Genomic DNA, 23,072 nt, shown 5'->3' on the forward strand with positions numbered 1-23,072 from the left:
TTAATAGCTGAGCTATTAGCGCCCTGGCTATTAGCAGTAATTGCTCAGGTACCGCCCATAGGGGTCACCAGCCGGAGCGTTAACACGGCTATTAATGCGCAGGGGTAACCGTATCGCGGTATCGGCTCCACCAGGAAAATATTGCCCCGGAGATGTTATGCCACACAGAAAAGATCACTGCCGGTAGAGCCGCTTCCGGAGTGGTCACAAAATGGGTTTTTGCCAAGGTCGCAGCCAGCCCGGAGTTCTGCATTCCCACCTCAATTGCCACTGTGCGCGCCACATACGGAGAAAATCTCGCGCTTTTAGCCAAAAAATACCCACACACAAGCCCTAGTAGATTATGTGCGACAACCGCGATAATGACGACCCCTACAGCCTGTTTAAGGATCGGCGCCGCCGGCGGGACGAGTGCGGCAACCACAATCGAAATACCGATGGTCGAAATCCACGGCAGAATCGGCAGCATCCAGGTAATAACCCTTGGGAAGATCCAGCGCAGCAGCACTCCGCCTAGCACTGGGATAACAACCGTTGTTGCAATACTGCGTGCCATGTGCCCGGCGTTAATATCCGTCATTTCTCCGGCTAGTAGCTGAATCAGTAGTGGCGTCATCACTGGAGCAAGCAAGGTGGTCACCGAAGTGAGGGTGACGGATAAGGCAACATCGGCTCGTGCCAGGTAGGTGACCACATTCGAGGCCGTCCCACCAGGGCAGCATCCTACGAGAATAACCCCAATCGCGAGCCCCGACGGCAAATTGAGCACACGAGCAACAGCAACGGCAGCCAGCGGCATAATGAGATACTGCGCCGCCACGCCAAGCACGACCGCCACCGGACGTTGGGCAACTAAGGCGAAATCATGGAGCGTCAACGTCAGCCCCATCGTGAACATGATAAATCCCAACCCTGGCGCAATAATAGGGCTCAAATGTTGCGCAGTGGCTGGGAAAAAATATCCCCAGATAGCAGCCGATACGATGATAAGCGGGAAAAGCGTCACGGCAATGAGCGCAGAACGTTCCTGAACATTAGCCTGTGCTTCGCGCATAACAGCAACTTTCCTTCCGCCACACATGTATGTTGCTACCCATAAGAATAATTTTTAGGTCACAATGGACCTATGCGTGGAATTATTTTGGCCGGCGGATCCGGCACTCGTCTTCATCCCATTACTATTAGTACATCCAAGCAGTTAGTACCTGTTTATGACAAACCGATGATCTACTATCCGATGAGTACGCTAATTCTTGCTGGAATTCGCGATATTCTCGTCATCACAACCCCGCAAGATGCCGACCAGTTCCGGCGGTTACTCGGCAATGGATCACAGTTCGGTATTAACTTGCAATTCACAGTCCAAGAGAATCCCAATGGTCTTGCTCAGGCCTTTGTATTGGGTGCGGATTTCGTCGGTAATGAGCCGGCGGCGCTGGTTCTTGGCGATAATATCTTCTACGGTCCGGGCATGGGTACTCAGTTACGCCGCAACACCGACCCCGACGGTGGAGCTATCTTTGCCTATCACGTCAACGATCCAGAGCGCTATGGCGTCGTGGAATTCGATGAAAATCATATGGCGATCTCTATTGAGGAAAAGCCCGCTAAGCCGAAGTCGAATTATGCTGTTCCTGGTCTATATTTCTACGACAATGATGTGGTGGAGATTGCGAAGAATCTCAAGCCGTCCCCGCGTGGAGAGTACGAGATTACCGACGTCAACAAGGTTTATTTGGAGCGTGGGAAGCTCTCAGTAGAGGTGCTGCCCCGAGGGACTGCCTGGTTGGATACCGGCACCTTTGATTCCTTGGCCGACGCCACTTCATACGTGCGAACCATTGAGGCACGCCAGGGTTTGAAGGTTGGCGCTCCTGAGGAAGTGGCCTGGCATATGGGATTCCTGACTGACGAGGAGCTTGCCGAGCGGGCAGAGCCTTTGCGCAAGTCTGGATATGGCGAATATTTATTAGGGCTGCTTAATCGTTAATTGCCGTTGTTAAATAGCATCGTTAGTTAACGACGCAGGATCTCAGCCGGTAATGACGGTTGAGATCGGCAGATTGCCTGTGGTTTGTGGGTGTGGTTCTCGGCTGAGAACCACACCCACAAACCACATTTTGCACTGCACCATGTACCAATAAGGAGTGCCGGTGCAGCTAGATATTGTGATCCGGTGGTTGTCTGCCCGCTCATTAGCGCGGGCAGACAACCACTTTTCTTTTCGTGTCGCATGTAGGTATCTATATGCGACATAGCTGCACCGGCACATCGCTTTATATGAATGGCGGGTTGGGTTTGGCCTCATAATTTTGCCAAACCCAACCCACCATTTGAGTTTCGTCGCGGTTTATCCGATGCCGCGGTGCGCGAGCGAGATACTGCGCAGTTATTCGCCGCGGGTTCCCAAAACCACGGGAGCTGCCACTGCCCAGCGCTCTTTCCAATCACCAATGGGCTCTAGGCCAATTGCGCTGATCGAATCGTGGGCGAGGACGGAGTATGAGGGACGTGGCGCCGGACGATTAAATGCCGCCGCCGTTGTCTCCGTCACGATCTGGGGATCTTTTCCGATAGAGGAGATAATCTCCTGAGTAAAGCCATGCCAGCTCGTCTGCCCCGATGCGGTGCCGTGATAAATTCCCGTCGGCGCTCCCGCATCGACCAAGCGGATAATGAGATCCGCTAGATCGCACGTCCATGTCGGCTGGCCTACTTCATCTGTGACAACCGATAGCGTCGGATGGGACTGTGCGAGGGTTGCCATCGTCTTCGGGAAGCATTTTCCATGCTCACCGTATAACCAGGCGGTACGCACGATGAGGAAATCAGCAGTCTCACACCGCACTGCCCATTCACCAGCCGCTTTCGTGCGCCCGTAGGCACTGCGTGGCGCAATCGGGGCGTATTCCCCGTAGGGCGAGTCAGCGTCGCCAGCAAAAACGTAGTCAGTCGAGATATGGACCAGACGCGCACCAATTTGTGCCGCTCGCCGAGCTAGAAGCTGTGGGCCGGTGGCGTTGACGTGGAATGCCACATCTTCATGCTCTTCCGCCGGATCCACTGCGGTATATGCCGCGCAGTTGACGATGACGTCGGTTTCGCTCAGACTCTCTACGGAAGCCGGATCAGTGATGTCAATAGTGTCAATATCTCGTGCTTCCACGTCATCCCCGCGCTCTTTGAGCATGTGTACGAGGTCCGTGCCGAGCATTCCGTTAGCTCCAATAACCGTCCAACGCATGTTTCATTCTCCTTAAACTTCTGCGCTTATCCTAGCGTAGATCCCAGTGAATCGGACGGATCGCTAACACCGCGTCTCAGGCATTGCAATCCTCACACTCCCCTAGCTCAAAACTGTTACATACGTTATTATTGTGATTACTGTTAAAGGTAGGCAATTTGCGGGGTTTTGCCCGCTTTTTGCATGCCTATTACCCACACACAAAAGGTCTTGGCATGAAACGCACACTCGCTCTGGCGTCAACCCTTCTCCTCCTGCCAACATTGGGCAGCGTCGCCCACGCAGAGGAAGAACCGGCTGCATACACGTTCAGCCTCAACTCGGTTACACAACTCCATCTGACCGAAAACGCGAGCAGCGCCTCTAACGAGACGCCCACCCATCGAGCAGAACACCCCGAGGCAACAGGCATGCCACCAATCACGCCGAATACGACGCCACGCACACCGCAGACTACGCCATCCGCACCGCCTGCACCGCCAGCCTCGCCATCCCTTTTGGCGCAGCCAGAACTAAACACGGCGCCCACCCCTCAGAGCTCGGATCCCACCCCGCCACGCACATCCACGCCGGCAGATACCTCCACCACTCCAGATACCACCAGCTCTTCGGCCGGTTCACCGCCATCTTCGGCACCTCACGCCAACAACCCAGCATCCGCGCCACTCAATACAAAAGACGCACAATCCGCGCAAACACCTAATACCCCTGCCACGCAGGATGACGCCAGCACTCCACCAGCACCACCTACCCCCACCACGGCAGAAACCCCTAACCCGCAACCTTCGGACACCACCACAACCAGCCCTAAGAGCACCACACACCCCTCAGAAAAGCTCGGCACATCCAACTCACAAACAACCTCCGAAAAACACAACGCAAACACAACAACACCAGATCCCGAAGCCCCATCCACCACTTCCACAGCCTCAGCACCCCAAGCACCTGCCCCAGCCCCCGTCAGCACAACAGAAAATGACGGGCACTGCCTCACCACCGACGACTACTCCTTTATCACCGCACCGCTACAAACCGACGAATTCGCAGTAGCTGGTATTCACTGGCAAGGCATCGGCCCCCAACAAGTAGACCTGCGCGTTCTCATCAATCACACCTGGACCCAGTGGTACACCCTAGAAATCGAACAAGGAGAAAACGGCGTCACCGCCACTGAACCATTCATGGCAGCCGGTGCCACAGGTATCCAAATCCGCACCCGAGGCACACTAGATCCAGAGCACACCACCGTCGCCCTCAATACCGGAGCAGGTAGCGAAGGAACAACCGATCACGCCACCATCACTCCGGCACCGATCCTCCCCGCACCACATACCGAATTATCGGCAGCAGAAAACAGCAGCGCGGTTTCTGAACTTCTCAGCTCCCCGCGCCCCGCCTACACATTCGACTCGCCCAATACACCTGCCCCACTGGGAACACATCTGGCCACCCAGCACGCAGATTCCTCAGCCTCCCCATCCCTGTCAGCGCAATCGCATCGCTCTCTCGCCTCAGAAAGCCTGCTCACCAGCCCTGAAACTACCCGCCCTCTGGCCGCTCAGAACACAGTGCGCTCCCCCGCAATCGTCACGCGCACCCAATGGGGCGGACCTGCCGTGAGTGAGACCTGGCCAGCCAACTACGTCCCCCTATCCGGAGCTGTCGTACACCACACGGCTGGCTCCAACGACTACACCCCGCAACAAGCACCAGGGATCGTCAAAGCCATCTGGAACTACCACACGAACGTCCTAGAATGGGGAGATATCGGTTACAACTTCCTCATTGACAAGTACGGAACCGTCTACGAAGGACGCACTGGCTCCCTCAATGCACCAGCTGGAAAAATGGTCATCGGCGGGCATGCCGCCCCCGGAAACACCGGATCAGTGGGCGTCTCCGTTATGGGCGACTACACCCTCATTGACCCCTCATCTATCGTTCTTAACCGCATATCCGACGTGATCGCGTGGCAATTCAGCCGCTCCCACGTCAATCCCTATGGCCTTTTCACGTTCACGGCCTACTCTGGAAAGCGCACCTCCATTCCCGCAATTAACGGGCATCGCGATATCAGCCCGACAGCGTGCCCCGGAAGAATTTATAACTACCTCGACCAGATTCGCGCGCAGGTAGCCGCAAAAATTAATGCCACGAACACTGGCGGATCTGCGGGAACTCCAGCGAGCCTACACTTCGATTCAGCACATTTTATCGGTGGCGGCTGGCCAGCCAGCGGCGTATGGTCAATGGGCGACTTCACCCGGAACGGATACGATGACCTCATTTTGCGTACCCCCACCGGCGCTCTCATGCTCTACGAAGGAGTCGGGCGCGACCTATTTAATCGCCCGCGGCAAATCGGGCGCGGCTGGGGCGGAATGACCCAACTATTTACCGGATTCGACTTCGACGGCGACGGCTACAACGACATTATCGGCCTGCACTCGAACAACCGGCTCTACCTCTACCGCGGAACGGCAAACAACACCGTCACAGACGGGCGGCAAATTGGCCACGGCTGGAATTTTGCCTACATCTTTGGGGTGTCGGCTGGAATTGATGGCAAGCCGAGCTTTATCGGCATTAAACCTGACGGTACTCGCCACACCTACGCCACCAATGGCGCGGGCATGTTCACTACCTCGCGCGTCGATTCCGGCAATTATCGCGACCTTGCCGGAGCACTCGGCGTCGGGGACTGGAATGACAGCGGTTTATCCGACGCGATCGTCATCGAACCATCCGGACGCCTATTCTTCTACCCAGATATTGCTCGCGGAAGCGATCCAAAAACCCAGATCGGACGTGGTTTTGCTAACTATATTCAGATCGCCCGAGCCAGCTCCTCAGGCAACGAACATCGCTTCTACGCCATTTCCAACACTGGGCAACTGTATTCATACACATATCGCTACTTCTAGGAAAATCCCTGATAGTTGATTAAGCTAAAGAATCATCTAAAGGGGAGGGCATGTCTGAGATAGAACGCGGTGACTGCGCGAGCCGCCCCCGAACAACGTCACATCACCACCTGTGGTGGCGTTGCGCTATCTATCTCAGCATCCCCACATTCCTCATCATTGCCCTCGGGTCTTTCGCCATCACCACTCCCCCATTTGGTGAGCCGGATTCTAAATATCACCTTGCCTCCATCTATTGCGGTCAAGGGACCGAAAAAGGGATGTGCGAAGCTGGAAACAGCCCCCATACTCGATACCTACGAGCAGACGCCACCGGATCTGTCTGCTTCGCTTTTAAGCCCTATCGGGGATCAGTTTGCCTATTTGAAAATAATGACGCTTTCTACTCTTACGATGAGGCTTCCGCAGACTCTGCAGGCACTCCCCGAGCCCAGACGGATTCCACCGCCAGCTCCGGAAAATCAGCCGCAGCCCAACCCCCAAATTCTTCCTCATATTCCGCCTCAGCATCCAAACTACTTCCGCCCTATACTCGCAATGGTTTAATTGAGACTGACATAGGAAACTTTCAGGGATCCTATCCGCAGGTGTACTATGCCGTTCAACATTTCTTTGTCGGCAACGAGACAAGCGAAACCTTCCGCAATATTCGATTCGTCAATATCATCGCCGTCAGTTTGGCATTAGCCACTCTCATCGCCCTACTTCCGGCCCGACGCCGCCCTATTGTGTGGATAAGCGTTGCCATAACGATGATCCCATTAGCTGCTTTCACCGTGGCATCTATCAACCCCAGTGCCTGGGCTTTCTATAGTCCACTCATCATTTTCGCCGCCATCGCTTCAATGTTCCAACAACACGGATGGCGAAAATGGGCACTCATTTTCTTTGCCGCCATCACATTGCTGGTTACCGCTGGAACTCGCACCGACGCCGGGATGTACTGCATGGTTGCCGTCCTTATTGGCGTGCTCGCCGGAATACGGTTTACCCGTCAGGCATTACGCTTTTATGCCGTCGGGATAGCCATATTTGCTTTAATCTGCATTGCCGCACTACAACATCCAACTATTGCTGCATACGTGGATCTGTCCAATGTTTTTAATCTTTTCTCCACAGCCATCTCCAAAGATTCGTCTTCACATGGGCTTTTGCATGATAATGCCATCAATCTAGTAACCCTATGGACGGGAATCTTCGGGACAACCAATCTCTCTTGGATGGATCTGCCCGTACCTATAACTATTCCTATCCTCACAGGATTCGTCACGATAACCGTCTTATGGTACGGAATTCGCCAGATACGCTGGACTCAGCTCCTTGGAATTCTTGTCATTATCGTCAATATAGCAATCTGGCCACTGAGTATAGCGTCATCACGGAATATCCCAATCGAATATTTCGTCCAATCTCGCTACCTCGCTCCTATGATTATTTTGGCGGTAGTGCTCATTGGCTGGAATGCTCGCCCCGCGTTCCTCACCCGCAATCACGCGATTGTGTGTGTGGGAGCACTGACTATGGCTTTTCTCATCACCCTCATTGCTATCTATCAGCGCTTCTATCACGACCCCATTACAGGTCAAACGTGGTGGCCCGAATGGGCGCCGCCATTTACCGTAGTTGCAACAATCAGCACCACGAGTTTTGCACTCTTCTGCACCTGCGTATTCTTCATATTGCCACGCATTGAACCGGCAACAACAGCAGATGAAAACGCCATCCACGCCGCCCGCACGGCACACAGCTCACCACATGCGCCTCACTCACATAACACGTGGCCGCTTCAGAAAGGCGTGGCCGCCGAGCAGCTGACAACGCGGAAACAAGCGATTAATCGCCGCTCTATCCACGAGACCTTTGATAGCGAAAATAACGACAAGATGCCCACGTCATTTCGCTAGTGAACCACAATCAGCGATAACACACCGCACTGCACCAGTCATAAAACTGCTCAATGCATTCTCTCCCCGCCACCGCCGCGCAATCTGCAACAGCAATCATGCGGATAGCAGCCTCCGGTTATGCGCATCATCAGCAGCAATAACACCGTAAAACATGACGCGCAGCTATGAGCGCTACGAGCTATGAGGCTATATAAGCAACCCGAGTAAACAAGATAAACGATTAGCGCATCTACTCAACGAGCGGCTGCCCGTATTGCCACTCCTGCAAAACTACCCGCTGCTGACTGCAATGCGAGTACTCGCTAACGATCAGCCCCGTTACCTACCACCAGACGAGGCGTTCCCTGCCACAACTGGGGATTCGTCACTCCACGGCCATCAAACAACAATTTAACCTCAGGGAATTGCTCCGCCGTAATCTCTCGATATTGCTGGTGATCTGCCTGAACGATAACCACGTCAACACTTTGCCCCAGCTCATAGGCTTCCCATCCGAAATCCGCTAACTCACTAGCCGAATACATCGGATCATGCACCAGCACCCGAGCGCCACGTTCCCGCAGCGCAGCAACCGTCGCAAAAATCCCAGAAAAAGCCGTCTCCTTTACCCCTCCACGGTACGAGACCCCAAGGACAGCAACCCTCATATCCTGTAGCGACCCCAAGACCTGCGCTACTCGCGAGACGACATACTCTGGCATTCCCGCATTACATTGCCGCGCAGTGCGCACGATGGTCGCATCCGGATCTGTGGATAAATATAGCCGTGGATAAACCGGAATACAGTGCCCACCCACCGCGATACCTGGCCGGTGAATATGCGAATACGGCTGGGAATTACACGCCTCAATCACGCGCTGCACATCAATTCCCACCTTATCGGCATAGACTGCAAACTGATTCGCCAGACCGATATTGACATCCCGGTAGGTGGTTTCTGCAAGTTTCGCCATTTCGGCCGCTTCGGCGCACCCCATATCCCATACCCCATTAGGCCGAGATAAATCTGGGCGATCATCAAAATCTAAAACCGACTCATAAAATTCAATCGCCCGCTGCGCACCCTGCTCACTCAAAGCTCCAACCAGTTTGGGATAGCGACGCAGATCCGCAAAAACCCGACCCGTGAGTACTCGCTCTGGGGAGAACACCACATGAAAATCTGTGCCCTCAACCAAACCGGAGATCTCTTCAATCATTGGCTTCCAGCGATTCCGAGTCGTTCCAACCGGCAAAGTCGTCTCATAAGAAACCAGCGTTCCCGACGACAGATGAGCAGCGAGTGAGGCGGTGGCGCTATCCATCCAGGTAAAGTCCGGCTGCCACGTCTCGTCGTTAACGAACAGTGGAACGACGACAACAACCGCGTCAGCTCCAGGAATCGCTTCGGCATAATCCGTCGTCGCCCGTAATTTCCCAGCCGGAACTAGCTGCGAGAGCTTCTCCTGTAACTGAGCTTCCCCCGGAAACGGCTCGCGAGCGCTATTGATCTGCGCTACCGTATCGGCATTGACGTCTACTCCGATCACCTCATGACCCGCATCCGCAAACTGCACTGCCAGCGGCAAGCCAATTTTTCCCATCGCAACGACGGCAATACGCATTTATTACTCCTCATACGTCGGTAATTCCAGAATACGTCATCGCGCATCTGCCCTGAACTAGCCCGCCAATTCCATGCGGTGATTTCCACCGCTTTACTCAACGCACTTTCCGCTAGCCCTGCACTAGTTCCCCTCGCTACCAGAACACGCCGTGATCTCATATAACGTCGCATATCCGCCGTGCTCATCTGGAACGCGGGCAATCTGCCGGAAGCCGTGCGTCACATCAACCCCATAAAAACCAGGCATACGTACAGAGCGCATTTTGGCGTAATATGGCGCGTCCGTATCGGCATAGAAATGCGTAATTCCGACGCGACGAATCGTTTGGCATACCGACGGATCACTGTGGATATTGCGGAAAGTCTGGGATAGCTCGCGCACATCTGCATCTTTTTCCGCCAAAGTTAGCTGCGGGAAAACGGTCCGGCGTTGCGCTAACACCGGAAAATATACGACACCCGATGACGGATCTCCCACGACAAGCGCATCTGCTGGAAGCTGTGCGCCTTCTCGGGAAATCATCTCTAATTCTGCGCGCGATGCCATCCCCGCTGGCCCTAACTGTTGCGGATCATAAACCCGAGCAACCCCAGCGATTCGAGCATCTAGTGCCCCACCGCCACTTGCGATAAGCAAACATCCTATTATTACGGTTGAGGCGCCAACTCGGCGGATCACCCCAGGCAGCATCGACCATTTCTGCTTTTGGCTGCCAATGCGCTGCACAATCTCAGCAATCTTTACCAGACCATAGCCAGATAGCAGGACAACAACCACTTGCATCGCGCCCATGATCCGGCGCGGATCGGAATACCACGGCCCGGAAAGGAACTTCATCCCGAAATCTGGGGCATAGGCCAATACCAGGATAATGACGCATACTAGCCAGCTCCCGCACAGCCAACGGTAAGCAGACCAGGCATACCAGATTCCGCAGCCCAGCATGACAACCAGGCATATCATTGCAGCGATCAATCCCGGTCGCACCGGCAACGGGGGAACCGGCACGATCGGGTGATACATGGCGTCTATCCAGGACGTTGACCGCACGAACCGCGATACCCCCGCTGTGCGCGGATTAAACATGGCATAGGCGCACAAGCCAAGCGCGGCGATGAGAGCCGCCGTGCCGAAAATAGCGGCCGGCCATCTGTGTTCCCGATAGACCGCATACAAGGTTTTCCCCGTCGCTCCCACAGCAGGAACAACGGCGATCATTACGGCGTTGAAGAAAGAAATCGGGTGAACACATAATGCACCGATTGCCGCACCGGCAAATAACACACTCCCAGCGGCTACCTGGCGAACTGGCGCGTTCCCACACAACACGTCCCGCCACTGCCGCCCAATAACCCATGCGAAGGCGAGGAGAGCTGGCAGGAGAGCCATAGATGTTCCATTTGGCCATTGCGCATAGCTGGAAATGAAATCCGCTGGAAAAGCTAGCGAGATTCCGCTGATGATCGCCACAATTGGCATAGCTTTCGGGCCAAGAATGACGTCAGCCAGGGCAACCATACCCACGACCCACCATAGGCACAACAAAATCGACGTAAGATTCACCGTGGAGATCACCGTTTGCGGCGTAGCAAATAATGCCGCAAACGCATGCCACGCATCCGGGTAATACACCGCAGCTTTCCCCGTGAGGTCAAACAGCGGCCCCATAGCAGAGGTCATTGACGCATTGGAGGTGTGCAGGATGGTCCATACCCCGTTGTAATGGAATGACGGATCCCACTGTTGCAGCGGGTCAGTAATACGCGCCGCAATGAGCAACGGGAGTATCGCTACAACAACTCCCGCACCCATAGCAGCAATAATCGGTATTGAGATACGGCAACGACGTGCATGCCCACCCGAGCCGCCCGATCGCCGCTGCCACCATTGCACTGCCAATCCCATCACGCCTAAAGCGCACAGCCCTGCCAGCACATATTTAGGCACATACCCTAAACCGCGAGCAGGAGTGCAGATAAAACCAATGACAGAAATCAGCGCAAAAGTTCCCAGCGGGGCAACCGCAAAAGCCAGGAGGGATCGCGAATACCGAGCATTATCAGGAAGGACAGTACGCAGCCACCCCCAACATGGAAAGCAGGAGATGATGAGCATTGCGAGAAGCAACGGTATATGACTTAACCACGTCATGTTCTCTCTATCTCCCCTGCTAGACCAATACCGATAACACTACATCTATCTCAACGAACTCTATCGGTTTAGCGCACCGCAATACGCCCTGTTATCCACAAGCCGAACGGCGCGCTGGGATCCGGTCACGGCTGTGGTACAGTCGTGGCAACAATCCACAACTCTATGATCGCGATACGATCATATTCCGCCTCATCCACCTCTTTGCGGCTGAGGCAGCGTCATCCACATATACAGTGAGAAGGCCAATAATGGGCGAACCACGGGTATTACATTTTCATGACTGCGCTGGCGTCGGCGCTGCCCTTGTGCGGGCTGCCGCACGTCAATCCTTACATTGGGATTATCTGAGTGCCGACGCGGTACGCCCACCTCACCCACATCATCCTTATTTTGCGGCAGCCCACCAGATGGCCCTGCTACCTCGCAACTCCCTCGCTGTGCAGCGCTGCGACGTCCTCCACGTCCACTTCGGCACTGCCCTCGCCCAAGCGCAAAACCTGTTCACCCCTAAACGCCCCTATTTTCTGCATTTGCACGGGACGGATATTCGGGTGCATTGGAAACGCGAACAGAAAAACGGAAAATCTACTTTACAGCGCGCAATAGATCAGGCCGTCAAGGTCTATTACACCTCTATTGATACGCGCGAAAATGCCGAAACCGCTCGTAGCGATGCAGAGTTCATGCCTGCATTTATTGAGCCAGATTCTCTCGCCCCCTGGCAGTATTCTGCCACCCAACAGCCAACCATCGTATTCGTCTCCCGATGGGAAGATATTAAAGGGGCATCGGCAAATATTGAGCTTGCTGCTGCCTTGCGTTCTGCGTTTCCACAGGTTCGCCTGGAGGGTCTTGATTGGGGGGTCGCCGCTGCACAAGCCCGCCGCGCTGGCGTGCATCTGCTAGCCAAACTGAGCCACGCCCAATTTATTTCTTGGATTGCTCGCGCCACCGTCGCTATTGGTCAAGCCTGCCCCATGCTCGGTGTTTCTGAGTTTGAAGCGATGGCAATGGGAATTCCTATTGGTGCCTTAGGGCACCGAATCCCCCGCCCAAATGATGGGCAGATACCACCGATATACGGCGGAACTATCGACGAGATGATCGATCAAGTGCGGATTGCCTTGGACGATCCGCTTGCTGCGAGCCTCGCCATGCGCGCCGATACCTGGGCGTTGCGCTACCACGTGGCCGATCCCTATGTTCCCATCCTGCAGTCGGCCTACCGTGCTGCAGCACAGCAGGCTGGCCGTATTCGCCATTAACTGATTAGCTATTCGGCATTAACTAAGGCTGGCGCCGCCGATTCATCCACTACATATCCGTGCTGTGCAACCGGCGTATAGCGTCTACTACGCGCAATGCTGCGTAATCCACGCGCCGCTGCCGGTGCTATCCACACGCACCGATCTGTTTGGCTTCTCACGCCCTGCCACGTATAGGCGTGTATCATTTGCCGATTACTCGTGCTCAATTCCTAGCCCTAGCGCATCTGACCAATAGATAACATTCGCCGCGCCACCCATGATTTCCCCTATATACGCTTGGCTGCTAGTCCTGGATAGAGGCAAAGGTATCTCACCAGTTATCGGCGTATTCGGCTAGCAACTAACCGCCTCCCATGAGTGCTCCTGCTGTTGTTAAGGATTAGCCTTATCCGTTAACTCCAGCACCCCACCGGATATTTCCGCACTCTTATTCAGTCCTGGCGCGCCCATAGCCCACAGAGCGCATACGCACTCCGGCAACTGCCGCATACCAACGCACACTCGTATCATGTTGGCGCAGCGAATCCCACAACGATCTGGCTAATATGCGATCTTTACGCGAAGCCCCCTGATTCCATGCGCGAATTGCCGCCATAATCTGGGAGATTTCCCCTGATTCCACTGCCGCAAGAACCGCAGTATCCCGACGGTTCAAAGGGCGCCATACGTCAGGATCAATCTCGCGCAACTGGCGAGTAAAATCCGCCAGCCAACATATATCGTCAGGCGCCCACATCGCTTCGCTATCGCGCTGAACCGCTATGCCGACGATATGCACTCGGGCAATTTTTACTGCAAGCGCATGGATCTGCTCTGCCCCCAATACCTGAACAGCAGGCTCATCAAAAAGATCCCGACACGGCTGACCGAGAACAGCTACCGGACGCGGGGTGAAGGTTACCCGCCGTTGCGCGTCTCGCCCTACCACATACGCGGGGTCATTCCAGTAATAGGACAGGGATAACCCCGCCGTCCACAACTGCGTGCTAACTCGAATATCCTCGCCGGTAGGATAGCGATTCCCAAAACGTAACTGCGGATCTGCCAGAATATCCCGACGATAAATCCCCAACGGCGCAGTGCGATAAAACAGGCGATCGCGCACCGCTTCCAGATTCCGACGCCGCACCGTCACAGGCTTGATCTGGTTACTTTTCGCAAACTGATACCGTAGCGGGGCAATAATCCCATCCGCCCGATCCGAGCGTGCGCGGCGAAGCATAGCTGATAGCGCCCCGTCGGCATACCAGTCATCCGATCCCATAATGCCCACCCAGGGCGCATCACCAGCAGCAATACCCGCATCGAAAGCCGCTCCTGGGCGTTCAACATCCCCAGATAGCGGCACAACCCGCACCCGTTCCCCATCTGGAATATCCAGCAAGGTCGGATCAATATTGTGCGCCACAACGATCGCGCGCGCCCCCGAAGCCGCCAACACGGAATTCACAGCCCGCCGAATCGGGCGAGTTGCGTCATGAACCGGAATAACGATTTCCGTCGTAATGCCCATCGCGCTCCTTATTCCTTCTTGCTGGCGTATTGCCCATGACGGGTGGCACATACACTGTTATCTATCCCTGCTTATATCATTCGCTACAGCGATTACTCATTAAGGCCTGGATCGCCTTCACCTAATAGGCCAGCGAGCGCAGCCTGGCGAGCAAAGGCCGGTGCCGCCCGCACAACGTCATGGAAACTTCCACTGGTGACGATTGCCCCTCGATCCATAAAGAACAGCACATCGCAATCCTTTACTGTGGACAATCGGTGCGCAATAGAGATCATCGTCATCTCTCCTCGCAAATGCGAGATAGCTTTTGCTACTTCTGCTTCCGTCTCTGTATCGAGTGCCGAGGTCGCTTCATCCAAAATCAGAATATCTGGATCAGAGTACAGCGCCCGAGCAATGCCGAGGCGTTGACGCTGCCCACCCGATAACCCGATACCGCGCTCCCCAATAGGGGCATCTAAACCGCCGGGGCGCGCCAGAGTCGTCTGCCACATTTGGGCTTTCTTCAGGCACGCAATAACTTTTTCCCGATCAATCTCACCCTTCCAGGTTAAAGCCACATTCTGGGCGATTGTGCCGTCAAATAGTGCAACATCTTGCGGCACATACCCAATGCGCGAGCGCCAGTCAGCCATTACATCGTCAATATCTTGCCCATCAATCCGGATTGTGCCCTGCTGTGGTTCTAGCAAGCCGAGTATCACATCCACGAGGGTGGATTTACCCGATCCAGATTCCCCGACGAAAGCCACCGAGCTGCCCATCTGGATACGCATAGAGATATTCTCAATAGCGGGATCAGTGCGATTCGGATAGGTAAAAGAGACGCCATCGAGAACCAACTCTCGCGGCTCGTGCGCCAAAGGCTGCTTACCAGCCACCTTTGCCCGCGCCATATACCGCTGCGCATCGGCAATATCACCCAAGATTGCCGCCACCTGCGAGGCATTGGAGTTCATCAGGTTCACCGTCGTTTGGAAAAACACCAAGGACGGAATTAACCGAATCGCAGCCACTGCAAACAGCACCACTGCATTAATAGCGCTATCAATATCACCCGTCACCAGCATCTGTGCGCCGCCGATGACGAGTAACCCGCCAATCAGAGCGAAATCCATAATGAAACGCGGCACCGAGCCGAGGAACTGAATATTGGCTCGCGCGCGCGTGGCACGGAATCGTGACTCCTGCACAACGCCAGCCACTTCCGCGAACTTATCCCGCAAAGTGACCTCTTTTAAGGCCCCCACCATATCCGTCATTAAACCGGCAGCCTTAAAGGAGTAGCGTTTGTTTACTTTTCCTGCTTCGAGTGTGCGCGGAGACAACAAAAAGTAGATAAGCATGGCAATGACCCCTAAATACAGCAGGGTCACCAGGGCCGTCACTGGCTGGGCAACCAGCAAAATGACGATCACTGCCGCAGCCGACACCAGCATCGCCGGCAAGCTCATGAAAGGAAGTAATAATCCCGCATTAATCGCCGCAACTCCCACGTCAGCCATTCGTACCAACTCTGAGGTAGATCGACCCAAACGTTCGACCCACGGCGCGCCAAGATACGCGTCAAAAAGCTGCTCACCTAAACGCATTTCAAAACTGGCAAATTTGCGGGTGGCAAACCATTGCTGCACCAAACACAACAGAGCTTTTACCAAAATGACGGCGGAAATCACCACGATGACCCAGACGTATGCATCCGGCCCGAACTCCCATTTCAGCATCGGGACGACGATTGGCTCCCGATTCATAATGTAGGTAACTGAAAAGGCTAAAGCCATCAGCGCTGCAATATCCATCACGTTGAGCACTGAGGCGATAATCATGTAGACCACCATGTAGCGTGAGGCCCCAGCCGGCAGATAGGGTAAGGCACGTTTAAGGTTAAGATAACCGTCTTTCATCTGTCGTCGCTTTCCGCCGTCTGTTCATTACAGAAAAGGTCGCCCTCACGTTATTATCGCAGCCTCGCTGCGAGATCATACACATCGTATATCACCCACATGAGAGGGATTTGCTCTTGGCTGAGCAGAATCATCACATTCCATCTTATGTGCGAGCGCCATGCCGCTGTAGCGAGCCGCAGTTAGACTCGCTATCCTTGGGAAAGATGAGATTTCCTGCCGCTACGAGCACTCGCCGTTGAGAGGACTGCCATGCGTATTGCCATTGTCAGCCGTATTTTCGCGCCGGAAACCTCTGCTGCCTCTTTTCGGCTAGAAGCCTTAGCTGAATATCTCCACGAATCCGGTCATGACGTTGAGGTCATTACGGTTCGCCCACCTCGCGGCATGGAAACAACTGATTCAAACGTCGGATATCGGGTGCGGCGAGCCCCCGTTTTACGGGACGCCCAGCATTATGTTCGCGGATACCTGCCATATCTTTCTTTTGACATTCCAATGTTTTTCCGCCTTATCACATCGCGACGATTTGACGCGGTTATCGTGGAACCGCCACCAACAACCGGATTTTTTGCCCGCCTTGGTTGCCTGCTGCAGCGCACCCCATACGCCTACTATGCTGCAGATATTTGGTCCGATGCTGCCGCACAAACTGGTGCACCTCGAATCGTCTGCCAGGTAGTACGCAGTATTGAACGCTTCGCCTGGCGGGGTGCCGCCCTCGTTTTCGCCGTCTCCCCTGGGGTTGCACAACGGCTCGCAGAATTAGGCATCACCGAGCGTGTGTCGATGATTGGAAATGGCGTCAACGTCAGGCAATTCTGCGCCGGATTACGCCCCTGGGAAGCCCTGGAATCATCTGCTACGACTGCCAGCACCCCAGCTCCTATCGAGTTCGTCTATGCCGGAACGGCCTCCGAATGGCATGGCGCAGAAATCTTCGTCACGGCGTTCGCCCGATTCCTACGCGGAGTACCGACGCAGGATCAGTTACCGGCACGACTGCGATTTATTGGTGGCGGCGCCCATATTGACACGATCCGCCAGCGCGCTGAGGAACTCGGTATCAGCTCACAGGTCACCATCGAGCCAACCCGTCCGGCCCGTGAATGTGCCCCGATCTTGCAAGGCGCTACCGCCGCGCTGGCTTCAGTACGCCCCGGGGCTGGATACGATTTCGCTTTTGCCACCAAGCTCTACTCGGGCGCAGTGTGCGGCGCGCCGCTGCTATATGCCGGCATTGGAGTGGGGCGAGAATTTGTGGAAACACGTGTCGCTAACCACCCCATCGGATACGGGGTGGAATACGACGCCGACGCAATCGCTCAGGCAATGCACGAACTGGCAGCCCTACCTATCAATGCCTCTAGGCGTCGCGCAGTATCACAATGGGCTGCCCAGAACCTGTCCTTAACTCAGGTGGCTCGTCGGGCAGCCCATGATCTGATTACTCGAATCTCGGCTAAGAGTGAGCGCTGAACACAGCATATTTCGCGCATACGATCTGCTCGTCGCTCGCCCGTTTTCGTTTATCGAGTTTTCGTATCCAGCTATTGAGGTTCTATAGCGCGATTGCCTTTCCGTTTTCTCGCGCCGAATCTAATATGGCCTGAATAACCTGCATTGTTTCCAAGGCTTCGCGCATGGTGACGTGTTCGGAGGCTTTACCTAAAATCGCATCGCGGAAATGCTCATGTTCAACGGCAAGCGGCTCGCGCTTATTCAGCGCGTATCGAACAACTTCCCCTTCGGAAACTCCACGGAACGTCTTGAGTTGATCCCATCCGAGCGGCGCGGCAGCATTCTCGTAGAACGTCAGATCGCCCATCACCGTTTCGGCAACCAATGCGCCCTTTTCCCCGAGAACAACCGTCTGCCGTTCTTTGTATGGGGTTAGCCAGTTGACGAGGTGGTTGACTAAAACACCATTTTCTAACCGACCCGAGGCACACACCAGATCCTCGTACTCTCGCTCAGCTCGGCATGCGGTCTGTGCGGAAATCGTCTGATATTTCGATCCTGCCACCCAGGCGGTCAAATCCACATCGTGAGTGGCGAGATCTTTGACGACTCCTACGTCGGCAATCCGTGCCGGAAATGGTGACTGGCGGCGCGTCGTGATCTGATACACCTTACCTAATTGCCCCTCGGCAATCCGTCGGCGCATCTCCAACAGGGCTGGATTACAACGCTCCACATACCCCACTGCCCCAATTAACCCAGCGGATTCAAAGGCATCAACAAGAGCTTTACCCTCTTCAATGGTTGAAGCTAAAGGCTTTTCCACCATCGTATGAACGCCTGCCGCTGCCAGCTTTAAGGCAACCTCGGCGTGCTGCCCCGTGGGCACAGCCACCATTGCCGCGTCAATCCCCACTGCGATCATGGATTCGACGTCTGGTAAAACCTCTAAATCCCCCGCAACGTTGAACTTATCACCGTAGGGATCTGCGACCGCGACTAATTGTGCGCCCTCCATCGCCCGAATATTTCGAGCGTGATGACGCCCCATCGAGCCAAGACCGATCAGACCATAGCGCAAGGTCATAACTACGCACCAGCCTTTGCCAGCGCGTTAACTGCCCTGACGATACGCTCAAGATCGTCTTGGCTGAGCGAAGGATGAACCGGCAAAGAAATAACATGCTGGGCGGCCGTTTCAGTGTGCGGCAGCTCCAACCCAGGCGCATACGGGGCAAGCGATGGCAGGCGATGGTTCGGAATGGGATAGTAGACGCCACAGCCGACCTTATACTCCTCACGCAAGGCTGCCGCGAAACCATCGCGATCGTCCTCCACCCGAATGGTGTACTGGTGATAGACGTGTACCGCTCCCTCAGCAACCGCCGGAGTGATAACCCCGTCAAGGTTCTGCGTCAAGAACTCGGCATTGCGCTGGCGCTGATGCGTCCATCCGGAAAGTTTACCGAGCTGAACACGCCCAATTGCGGCGTGGATATTCGTCATTCGGTTATTCAGCCCCACAAGCTCATTTTGGTATTGCGTTTCCATACCTTGATTGCGCAGCAGACGACAACGACGGGCAACATCGGTATCAGCGGTGGAGATCATGCCACCTTCACCGGAGGTCATATTCTTCGTCGGATACAGCGAGAAAGCGGCAAACGTTCCAAAGGTACCCACCATTTCCCCATGCAGGCTAGCTCCATGAGCTTGGGCCGCGTCTTCAAAAATCATCAGCCCATACTCGTCGGCGATCTGCCGAATCTCCGTCATATTTGCCGGATGCCCATATAAATGCACCGGCATAATGGCTTTCGTTCGCTCCGTAATCGATTCGCGAATAGAGCGCGGATCCAGACAATAGTGATCCAATTCAATGTCGGCAAAGACGGGACGTGCGCCGGTGAGTGCCACCGAATTTCCCGTCGCTGCAAAGGTAAAAGAGGGGACGATTACTTCGTCACCTGCCCCAATACCGGCAGCAAGTAAGCCGATATGGAGCGCCGACGTTCCAGAATTGACGGCAATAACGTCCGCTCCGGGAGTGAGCTGCGTAGCGAATTCCTCCTCAAAGGCAGCCACTTGCTCGCCTTGCGCCAACATTCCAGAGGCTAATACAGCATCGACTGCTTGCCGTTCTTCCTCGCCAATAATGGGCTTTGCAGCCGGAATCATCTGGAGATCCATTATTCTGTTACCTTTCGAATTGTTTGACCGGAGCGCTCGTATATATCTCCAGTATGCGGGCAACGCAGTGTGCCGTCAGATTGTTCCTCTAGTTTCACTCCGGCATGACCGACCCATCCGAGATGTTTAGCCGGCACTCCCGCGACAAGTTCATGTGGAAGGACGTCCCGCGTCACAACTGATCCGGCGGCAACCAGCGCCCACTGCCCGATACGCACGGGAGCGACGCACACCGACCGAGCACCAATAGCTGCTCCGCTTTCAATCGTCACGCCAACTTGTTCCCAGTCGCTTGCGGATTTAATTGACCCGTCAGGATTAATCGCTCGCGGGTAGTGATCGTTCGTCAACACCACAGCCGGACCGATGAACACCCCATCGGCTAGTTGGGCTGGCTCATAAACTAAGGCGTAATTCTGAATCTTGCAGTTATCGCCAATATGGACGCCTTCGCCAATATACGCACCGCGACCGACGATACAGTTACGGCCAAGCTGCGCGTGCTCCCGCACCTGAGCTAAATGCCAGATAGCTGAGCCATCACCGATAACAGCTTGCTCGGAGACATCCGCAGAATCAACGATTCGTGGCCCTTGCCCCATAGGTTTCCTTCCATGCCATGATCGGACAAACCTTATGACATAATATAGTGCATGAATAGCGGGACTTTTCGGGACCTTTCACAGGTGAGTTGGCTCGTTATTCCGCTCTACAACGAGGCTCAAGTAATCGGCGATGTGGTCCGTGCAGCTCGGCATATTTTCCCTAATATCGTGTGCGTCAATGACGGTTCACGCGACGCCAGTGCCCAACGCGCCCGACAAGCTGGAGCTATTGTGATTGACCACCCCATCAATCTGGGGCAAGGGGCCGCTCTGCAGACGGGAATCACCTGGCTGTTGACGTACACCGATGCCCGCTACCTCGTCACTTTTGATGCTGACGGGCAACACCGCACCTCCGATGCGCAACGCATGGTGGAACGTGCAGATCGCGAACAGCTTGGTTTCGTCCTTGGTTCACGTTTTCTGACCGACACCCACCAAGCAGGTTTTATCAAGAAAAGCGTCTTAACTACCGCCGCGCGGGTGACGCGCTGGCGCACCGGCATGAATCTTAGTGACGCCCACAACGGGCTGCGGGTCTTACGCCGCGATGTGGCCGCCCAGCTTCATCTCACAATGCATCGCATGGCTCACGCTTCGCAGATCATTCACCAGCTTGCCCGAATTGATGTGCCCTGGGCAGAAGAAGCCGTTACTATCGATTACACGGATTATTCTCGCGCTAAAGGTCAAAGCCTTCTCAACGGAGTCAACATCATAACCGACATGCTGTTCGCGCCAAATGAAAGTCGATAAATGCTTATAAAGATCATCTTGATCACTGTTGTTCTTATCGTTTGTATTCCTCTTATCCGCGGCACACAAACGACGAGAAATGTTGCACTACGGCGGCTGTTACTGTTGGTATTCGTATTGCTGGCCGTCATTTCTATTATTTATCCGCAAATTATGACCAGCGTTGCCCAATTCTTAGGGGTTGGGCGCGGGACGGATCTACTCCTGTATTTGCTGGTCATCGCGTTTTTGTCATATTCCGTCGTGTCATTCCGACGGGTCAATATCTTAGAAAACCGGATCGTTGATCTCTCCCGCGAACTTGCTATTGCCCGCACGCATCCGCACACGCTGACGCGCGAGGGGCAATTCCACGTCGATCCTGACCCTGCGCATGCCGTCTTACATGGAGCTGCTCCGCAGGGGACGCTAGCAGTAGACGTCGTGACTGTCGAACACGATAATTCGACGAACCAGGTTGATATGGATGCCGATCCAGTCCCAACCGACTACCCTGAGATTCCAGGACACCATCTGCAGAACCCTGAAACAGAAAAGGAACGCTCATGAAAGTTCTTGTAACCGGCGGCGCTGGCTTTATTGGCGCAAACTTCGTCCATACCACGGTATCCACCCGTCCAGAGGCCGAGGTTGTCGTCGTGGATAAAATTGGATACGCCGGAAATCCGGATTCCATTGCTGGTTTGGATCGCGTCACGCTCGTTGAAGGCGATATTTCCGAGCCGGATGTTATTGATCCACTGGTAGCTGAGGCTGACGTTATCGTCCACTTCGCTGCTGAGTCGCACAACGATAACTCCCTGCGTGACCCGTGGCCCTTCATACAATCCAACCTTATCGGTACATACCGGATTTTGGAGGCTGTGCGTAAGTATGGCGGGCGGTTGCACCATATTTCGACCGACGAGGTTTACGGCGATCTGGAACTCGGCGAGGATCGTAAATTCCAAGTGGGCGATCCGTATATCCCCTCCTCGCCATATTCGGCCTCAAAAGCTGGTTCAGATCATCTCGTTCACGCCTGGGTTCGCTCTTTCGGCGTGCAGGCAACGATCTCGAACTGCTCCAATAACTATGGGCCCTACCAGCACATCGAGAAGTTCATCCCGCGCACGATCACTAATTTGATTGACGGAATCAAACCGCGCGTGTACGGCACGGGCGAACAGGTTCGCGATTGGATTCACGTGCTCGATCACAACACCGCTGTTTGGGATATTGTCGAGCGCGGGCGTATCGGCCAGACCTACCTCATTGGAGCTAATGGCGAACTGACGAACCTGCAGGTTACCCAGATGATCTTGGAAGAATTTGGGTACTCGCCCGACGATTTCGAGCATGTTGCCGACCGCCCTGGTCACGATCAGCGTTATGCCATCGATAACTCCTTGCTCGTTAGCGAGCTGGGCTGGCAGCCGCGCTTCACTGATTTCCGCGATGGTCTGCGCGATACGATCGCCTGGTACCGCGAGAATGAATCCTGGTGGCGCCCGCAGAAAGAAGCTGTCGAAGCAAAGTACCGCGAGGCAGGCCACTGAT

Annotated in this window: 17 protein-coding genes; 8 read left to right on the forward strand and 9 right to left on the reverse strand. The window is 54.7% G+C overall.

Annotated elements, in window-relative coordinates; all coding sequences use genetic code 11:
* Positions 1-91 precede the first annotated feature (91 nt).
* On the reverse strand, positions 92-1,054 hold the full coding sequence (locus ACLHIL_RS00090) for a bile acid:sodium symporter family protein (RefSeq protein ID WP_411295823.1): 963 nt from the start codon (positions 1,052-1,054) through the stop codon (positions 92-94).
* A 72-nt stretch (positions 1,055-1,126) separates the two neighbouring features.
* On the opposite strand from ACLHIL_RS00090, the gene rfbA reads away from it, so the two are divergent.
* Positions 1,127-1,990, forward strand: a complete 864-nt coding sequence (gene rfbA, locus ACLHIL_RS00095) for a glucose-1-phosphate thymidylyltransferase RfbA (protein WP_411295824.1) — start codon at positions 1,127-1,129, stop codon at positions 1,988-1,990.
* A 399-nt stretch (positions 1,991-2,389) separates the two neighbouring features.
* Here rfbA and rfbD read toward each other — a convergent pair whose 3' ends face one another.
* Positions 2,390-3,244 carry a dTDP-4-dehydrorhamnose reductase gene (rfbD, locus tag ACLHIL_RS00100; protein WP_411295825.1) on the reverse strand — a complete coding sequence of 285 codons (855 nt, stop codon included), beginning with the start codon at positions 3,242-3,244 and terminating at the stop codon, positions 2,390-2,392.
* 215 nt (positions 3,245-3,459) lie between these two features.
* On the opposite strand from rfbD, the gene ACLHIL_RS00105 reads away from it, so the two are divergent.
* Positions 3,460-6,168, forward strand: a complete 2,709-nt coding sequence (locus tag ACLHIL_RS00105; RefSeq protein ID WP_411295826.1) for an N-acetylmuramoyl-L-alanine amidase — start codon at positions 3,460-3,462, stop codon at positions 6,166-6,168.
* Between the two features lie 50 nt (positions 6,169-6,218).
* Complete coding sequence (locus ACLHIL_RS00110) at positions 6,219-8,072, forward strand: DUF2142 domain-containing protein (protein ID WP_411295827.1); 1,854 nt, start codon at positions 6,219-6,221, stop codon at positions 8,070-8,072.
* Between the two features lie 305 nt (positions 8,073-8,377).
* Here the strand turns inward: ACLHIL_RS00110 and ACLHIL_RS00115 are convergent, their stop codons facing one another.
* Together ACLHIL_RS00115 and ACLHIL_RS00120 are read right to left on the reverse strand one after the other, a co-directional pair.
* Positions 8,378-9,679 (reverse strand): nucleotide sugar dehydrogenase, encoded by a 1,302-nt coding sequence (locus tag ACLHIL_RS00115; RefSeq protein WP_411295828.1) that lies wholly within the window; start codon positions 9,677-9,679, stop codon positions 8,378-8,380.
* Between the two features lie 123 nt (positions 9,680-9,802).
* Entirely contained in the window at positions 9,803-11,833 is a 2,031-nt protein-coding gene (locus tag ACLHIL_RS00120; protein ID WP_411295829.1) for a DUF6541 family protein, read from the reverse strand.
* Positions 11,834-12,084: 251 nt separating this feature from the next.
* On the opposite strand from ACLHIL_RS00120, the gene ACLHIL_RS00125 reads away from it, so the two are divergent.
* A complete protein-coding gene (locus ACLHIL_RS00125) occupies positions 12,085-13,101 on the forward strand; it encodes a glycosyltransferase (protein WP_411295830.1) in 1,017 nt (338 codons plus the stop codon).
* A 430-nt stretch (positions 13,102-13,531) separates the two neighbouring features.
* Here ACLHIL_RS00125 and ACLHIL_RS00130 read toward each other — a convergent pair whose 3' ends face one another.
* Positions 13,532-14,617 (reverse strand): glycosyltransferase family 2 protein, encoded by a 1,086-nt coding sequence (locus ACLHIL_RS00130; RefSeq protein WP_411295831.1) that lies wholly within the window; start codon positions 14,615-14,617, stop codon positions 13,532-13,534.
* Between the two features lie 92 nt (positions 14,618-14,709).
* Positions 14,710-16,521 carry an ABC transporter ATP-binding protein gene (locus tag ACLHIL_RS00135; RefSeq protein ID WP_411295832.1) on the reverse strand — a complete coding sequence of 604 codons (1,812 nt, stop codon included), beginning with the start codon at positions 16,519-16,521 and terminating at the stop codon, positions 14,710-14,712.
* A gap of 252 nt (positions 16,522-16,773) precedes the next feature.
* Here ACLHIL_RS00135 and ACLHIL_RS00140 point away from each other — a divergent pair, with 252 nt between their 5' ends.
* Positions 16,774-18,000: a glycosyltransferase family 4 protein gene (locus ACLHIL_RS00140; RefSeq protein WP_411295833.1), complete on the forward strand. Its 1,227-nt coding sequence runs from the start codon at positions 16,774-16,776 to the stop codon at positions 17,998-18,000.
* A gap of 82 nt (positions 18,001-18,082) precedes the next feature.
* Here the strand turns inward: ACLHIL_RS00140 and ACLHIL_RS00145 are convergent, their stop codons facing one another.
* The 3 genes from ACLHIL_RS00145 to ACLHIL_RS00155 are packed head-to-tail and all read right to left on the reverse strand — an operon-like array spanning position 18,083 to position 20,774.
* On the reverse strand, positions 18,083-19,069 hold the full coding sequence (locus ACLHIL_RS00145; protein ID WP_411295834.1) for a Gfo/Idh/MocA family protein: 987 nt from the start codon (positions 19,067-19,069) through the stop codon (positions 18,083-18,085).
* 2 nt (positions 19,070-19,071) lie between these two features.
* Positions 19,072-20,172 (reverse strand): DegT/DnrJ/EryC1/StrS family aminotransferase, encoded by a 1,101-nt coding sequence (locus ACLHIL_RS00150; protein ID WP_411295835.1) that lies wholly within the window; start codon positions 20,170-20,172, stop codon positions 19,072-19,074.
* A complete protein-coding gene (locus tag ACLHIL_RS00155) occupies positions 20,172-20,774 on the reverse strand; it encodes a DapH/DapD/GlmU-related protein (protein WP_411295836.1) in 603 nt (200 codons plus the stop codon). The genes ACLHIL_RS00150 and ACLHIL_RS00155 overlap by 1 nt, the downstream gene beginning before the upstream one ends.
* 51 nt (positions 20,775-20,825) lie before the next feature.
* On the opposite strand from ACLHIL_RS00155, the gene ACLHIL_RS00160 reads away from it, so the two are divergent.
* The 3 genes from ACLHIL_RS00160 to rfbB are packed head-to-tail and all read left to right on the forward strand — an operon-like array spanning position 20,826 to position 23,071.
* Complete coding sequence (locus ACLHIL_RS00160) at positions 20,826-21,533, forward strand: glycosyltransferase family 2 protein (protein ID WP_411295837.1); 708 nt, start codon at positions 20,826-20,828, stop codon at positions 21,531-21,533.
* On the forward strand, positions 21,534-22,082 hold the full coding sequence (locus ACLHIL_RS00165) for a DUF2304 domain-containing protein (protein ID WP_411295838.1): 549 nt from the start codon (positions 21,534-21,536) through the stop codon (positions 22,080-22,082).
* Positions 22,079-23,071, forward strand: a complete 993-nt coding sequence (gene rfbB, locus ACLHIL_RS00170) for a dTDP-glucose 4,6-dehydratase (protein ID WP_411295839.1) — start codon at positions 22,079-22,081, stop codon at positions 23,069-23,071. The genes ACLHIL_RS00165 and rfbB overlap by 4 nt, the downstream gene beginning before the upstream one ends.
* The last annotated feature ends 1 nt before the right edge of the window (position 23,072 follow it).

The organism is Trueperella sp. LYQ143 (genome assembly GCF_046599595.1).
GTDB lineage: Bacteria > Actinomycetota > Actinomycetes > Actinomycetales > Actinomycetaceae > Trueperella.

Coding starts and splice junctions, on each gene's coding strand:
- ACLHIL_RS00105 (WP_411295826.1), top strand. CDS start 3,460: ATGAAACGCACACTCGCTCTGGCGTCAACCCTTCTCCTCCTGCCAACA.
- ACLHIL_RS00130 (WP_411295831.1), bottom strand. CDS start 14,617: ATGGGCATTACGACGGAAATCGTTATTCCGGTTCATGACGCAACTCGC.
- ACLHIL_RS00110 (WP_411295827.1), top strand. CDS start 6,219: ATGTCTGAGATAGAACGCGGTGACTGCGCGAGCCGCCCCCGAACAACG.
- rfbA (WP_411295824.1), top strand. CDS start 1,127: ATGCGTGGAATTATTTTGGCCGGCGGATCCGGCACTCGTCTTCATCCC.
- ACLHIL_RS00150 (WP_411295835.1), bottom strand. CDS start 20,172: ATGGATCTCCAGATGATTCCGGCTGCAAAGCCCATTATTGGCGAGGAA.
- ACLHIL_RS00155 (WP_411295836.1), bottom strand. CDS start 20,774: ATGGGGCAAGGGCCACGAATCGTTGATTCTGCGGATGTCTCCGAGCAA.
- rfbD (WP_411295825.1), bottom strand. CDS start 3,244: ATGCGTTGGACGGTTATTGGAGCTAACGGAATGCTCGGCACGGACCTC.
- ACLHIL_RS00160 (WP_411295837.1), top strand. CDS start 20,826: ATGAATAGCGGGACTTTTCGGGACCTTTCACAGGTGAGTTGGCTCGTT.
- ACLHIL_RS00140 (WP_411295833.1), top strand. CDS start 16,774: ATGCGTATTGCCATTGTCAGCCGTATTTTCGCGCCGGAAACCTCTGCT.
- ACLHIL_RS00125 (WP_411295830.1), top strand. CDS start 12,085: ATGGGCGAACCACGGGTATTACATTTTCATGACTGCGCTGGCGTCGGC.
- ACLHIL_RS00115 (WP_411295828.1), bottom strand. CDS start 9,679: ATGCGTATTGCCGTCGTTGCGATGGGAAAAATTGGCTTGCCGCTGGCA.
- ACLHIL_RS00165 (WP_411295838.1), top strand. CDS start 21,534: ATGCTTATAAAGATCATCTTGATCACTGTTGTTCTTATCGTTTGTATT.
- ACLHIL_RS00145 (WP_411295834.1), bottom strand. CDS start 19,069: ATGACCTTGCGCTATGGTCTGATCGGTCTTGGCTCGATGGGGCGTCAT.
- ACLHIL_RS00120 (WP_411295829.1), bottom strand. CDS start 11,833: ATGACGTGGTTAAGTCATATACCGTTGCTTCTCGCAATGCTCATCATC.
- ACLHIL_RS00135 (WP_411295832.1), bottom strand. CDS start 16,521: ATGAAAGACGGTTATCTTAACCTTAAACGTGCCTTACCCTATCTGCCG.
- rfbB (WP_411295839.1), top strand. CDS start 22,079: ATGAAAGTTCTTGTAACCGGCGGCGCTGGCTTTATTGGCGCAAACTTC.
- ACLHIL_RS00090 (WP_411295823.1), bottom strand. CDS start 1,054: ATGCGCGAAGCACAGGCTAATGTTCAGGAACGTTCTGCGCTCATTGCC.